At 66.8% G+C, this 3,333-nt stretch carries 5 protein-coding genes; all 5 read right to left on the bottom strand.

Annotation, left to right across the window (positions count from 1 at the left end):
- Window positions 1–708 (bottom strand): hypothetical protein (locus U9977_RS23190; protein ID WP_322751402.1); only part of this gene is annotated, 708 nt, incomplete at its 3' end.
- A gap of 10 nt (window positions 709–718) precedes the next feature.
- Window positions 719–910: a hypothetical protein gene (locus tag U9977_RS23185; RefSeq protein WP_322751401.1), complete on the bottom strand. Its 192-nt coding sequence runs from the start codon at window positions 908–910 to the stop codon at window positions 719–721.
- 298 nt (window positions 911–1,208) lie between these two features.
- Window positions 1,209–1,712: a hypothetical protein gene (locus tag U9977_RS23180; RefSeq protein ID WP_322751400.1), complete on the bottom strand. Its 504-nt coding sequence runs from the start codon at window positions 1,710–1,712 to the stop codon at window positions 1,209–1,211.
- Between the two features lie 250 nt (window positions 1,713–1,962).
- A complete protein-coding gene (locus U9977_RS23175) occupies window positions 1,963–2,322 on the bottom strand; it encodes a hypothetical protein (RefSeq protein ID WP_322751399.1) in 360 nt (119 codons plus the stop codon).
- 387 nt (window positions 2,323–2,709) lie between these two features.
- Entirely contained in the window at window positions 2,710–3,027 is a 318-nt protein-coding gene (locus U9977_RS23170) for a hypothetical protein (RefSeq protein ID WP_322751398.1), read from the bottom strand.
- Between the last annotated feature and the right edge of the window lie 306 nt (window positions 3,028–3,333).

The raw sequence follows: 3,333 nt of genomic DNA, 5'->3' as shown, positions 1-3,333 counted from the left end.
GGAGGCGATCCGGGTGGTGACCGTGGTCCAGTTGCCGCCGGGTGGGGCTACGACCCGCCAGTCCCCTCGTTCCCACCGCACTTCCGCGCGGCCAGCGGCATAGACGGTGGTGCCGGTGGGCTGATCGGCGGCGGTGGCCACATACAGCACGATCCGGTCGGGGGTGACCGCGTCGAACCGCACACCGGCGAAGCGGAAGACCGGATCTGGAAGCCGTCCGGTCAGGCGGGCGGGAACGCCTTCGTCCGCCGCGTCCCGGCGGGTCTGTGCCACCAGGGCGGGCTGGTCGGTGCCGGTGGTCTGCTCGGCGATCGTGGGCTCGAACACGGCCGGGCTGACCGAGGATCCGATCCGGAAGGTGATGTTCACCGCGGCGAGGGTCGCGCCCAGCGGGGTGTGGGCGAACCCGGACGCCCGATCGTCGGCCCGCTGACGGGGGCCCGCGCTCGGTGACACCGGCAGCGCGAAGCCGTGGAAGTCCGCCCAGGTCAGGTCGGAGAAGTCCAGCGTGGGCAGGCCCGGATCCGGCAGGACCGGGCTACTCGCGGTGGGCGCGACGCCGGCCGCACCCGGGGGCGGGGATGTCGACGGTGTCGATGAGCCGCTGCGGCCTCCGAGCAGGAGTCCGGCGGCGATCCCGACCGTGACCAGTACGGCGGCGATCCCGACCCGGCCTGCGGTGGCGGAGACACGACGCCCGGTAGCCATACCCACGCTCCTAGGTGGCCTTGTCGAGCACGGTGGACAGCAGTATCGACCCCATCGCGATCAGCGAGACCCCCAGCAGGGTCCAGGGAACCCCGAACGCGCCGTCCGCGCTCATCGCGTTCCGGTTCTTCCGCCCGATCATCATCTGGATCCCGCAGATCGCCAGGCCGATCACCCCGGCGGTCAAACCGCCGTACTTCACCAGCGCGATGAACCATTCAACGACGTGGGTGACCTGCGTTGGGGCCGGCGGGACGACGGGGAAGAATCGGCGACATGGCCTGGACGGACGTCATGAATCTTCGTGGCGGACGCGGACGGCGCGCGGGAGACGTTCCGCGAAGACGCGCTGCATTGCCGCGGCCAAGGCCACCGCCGGTGACACCTACGTCAACGTCCTCGGCGCCAACACGGCCCCGGCAGTGCCTCGACGCCGGTGTACTCGACGAGATCCTCGTGCTCATCGTGCCCGTCCTGCTCGGCGACGGTGTCTCGCTGTCTCAACCAGCTGCGCCTGTGCCGGCCTGATTCAGTGGCGCGCCCGTACTGCGAGGCATGGAACCGAGATCCCCGGGCGCACGGCACCCCGTGAAAATCGCCGGAGAGACAAACCACGTGCCATCCCCCAGCTGATTCGCCACAAACGTCGCGCCGCCGACCTGCATCCAGACCGGAGCTCCCCGTCCGTTACCCCAGGCGCGCTCAACAATGATCGGTTCCGCTCCGGGCCGGATTGCGCGCAAACCAGCTTCCGGACTCACCGCGCCGGCCGCCTTCCCATCGGGGAACCGTCCGAGGTCCAGCCCCGGTAGCTGGCCGGCCGGACACTGCCCCGGGCCTCGCGGAGCCGCGGCGACAGCAGCGGTGGAGACCACGGTCACCGTATCGTTCTGGATACCAGCCACCTCGCCCGCAGGTCGGCCACCGGCGACTGCCGCGGCCACTCCCAGCCCCACCGCCACCACTGCGGCCATCCCGGTGGCGAACACTACAATGACGCCCACCCGGCGCCGGTGGCGTCCGCCATCGCGACCGGCCATGTGGTCCGATGATTCAGTGATTTCCGGCGCATATTCATGTTCATGCACTGAAGATCATCTCCTTCTGAGATCCCTATTTTAGGGTATTACGTCGAGAAGTCAGACTGTAGCCCGCACTTTCCACGGCCCGAGACCGTCACCCGCGCGCGAACGGCCGGTGATCAGAGCGCGCAGGTCCGGAAGCCCAGCCTGTCCCGGTGGGTCCCGCCGCTACTCAGACATCCGCACAGCCGACAAAAGGATAGTAATACGAAAGATACGCTGCACTGCTGTACCCTTTGACCTGGGTGCTGAAATTCTCGTGGAACCACCAGTACCGGTTACCGTTAATCGTTTGACCGACGACGTAGTAAAACAGGCACGCTTGCTGACCGGGGTACCCCGCACCCACGGCGGTGCAGGAAGCGTTCGCACAGGTGCGGATGTTCACACCATTTGCTCCGTAGCCACCCAAGGAGCCCACCGATGCATTCGCCGTTCCCGTGCACAGATAAACGGAGAGGAGAACTGCTAACAGAACACCCGAAACTCGCGGCGCTGATCTGCGCGCAGTGATTCCACCAAGCGTCACCATGTCTGCGTCCCCTCGCGAAATGAACGATGACGACCACATCGACTGCTGGTGCGTCATACTTCTTCGAGCGCCGCAAGCGCCCCGGCCGTACGGGTTGTCAACCTGTCAACCGCCGACTTCTCCGTGAACATCTCCCGCCTCGTCACATCGGCGTCAATTCGAAAACCGATCGCCATTACGTTAAGTAATGGACCGGATTTCTAATGTAGCCGATCCTGGCAGGATGCGGCAACTACCGTCCTGGTTATCGAAAGAAACGAGTTGCTCGTCACAACTCGGCGCACCTCACGCCGCTGGTATGCGCCACGTATCGGCCGCGGTCGCCGATGCGGTCGACGTCTGCCCGGCTGGCAGCCGGAGCGCGGTCACCCCGATCAGTGGTCGGCCTCAGTCTGCCGTGCGCACTCCGGTGAACGCAGCCGGGCCTATACCAAGATCGGTGATGAAAGCCCACCCCGGCACCAGGTCACCGACGCGTCCCGGGGGACCGACGCGTCCCGGGGGACCGACGCGTCCCGGGGGACCGACCACGTGCACCGGCCGCGCGGCGCCCGGCAGGGTCACCAGCTGGGCCTCCGGGTGGATCTCACGCGCCGGCTGGCGTTCACCGATCCCCGCCGTCGTCAGCCAACGCGCGCTCTGCGCAAGTGACAGCCGTACCGACCGGGGCAGTTCACCGCGCTCCACACCCGCCTGCGCCAGCAACGCCGCAGCCGCCAGATAGCCGGTCCACCGTCACCAGCTCGACGCCCGACACCTCCGCCAGCGCGACATATGAAACGTCGTACGGCCACATGTTGTGCCGAAACTCCCAGATCCGAAACTCCCAGATCCGCGGGAGCAGAACCGGTCGGTCCCGGTCTACTACTCGACCGTCTCTCAACGATGTGAATCCGATGCTTCTATAGCAGCATCAGATTCACATCCTTCAGCCCTGTGAACCGATGCGTTCTGGGCTGGTACGCCGGGTGGGAGTGCCCTTCCGGGGCTGCCCGTTCCCGGCGCTGCGTG

It is taken from the genome of Protofrankia sp. Cas8, assembly GCF_963555845.1.
In the GTDB taxonomy this organism is placed as follows: domain Bacteria; phylum Actinomycetota; class Actinomycetes; order Frankiales; family Frankiaceae; genus Protofrankia.
The sequence above is the reverse complement of the archived record's forward strand: the minus strand, read 5'-3'. Positions and strand labels throughout refer to the sequence as shown.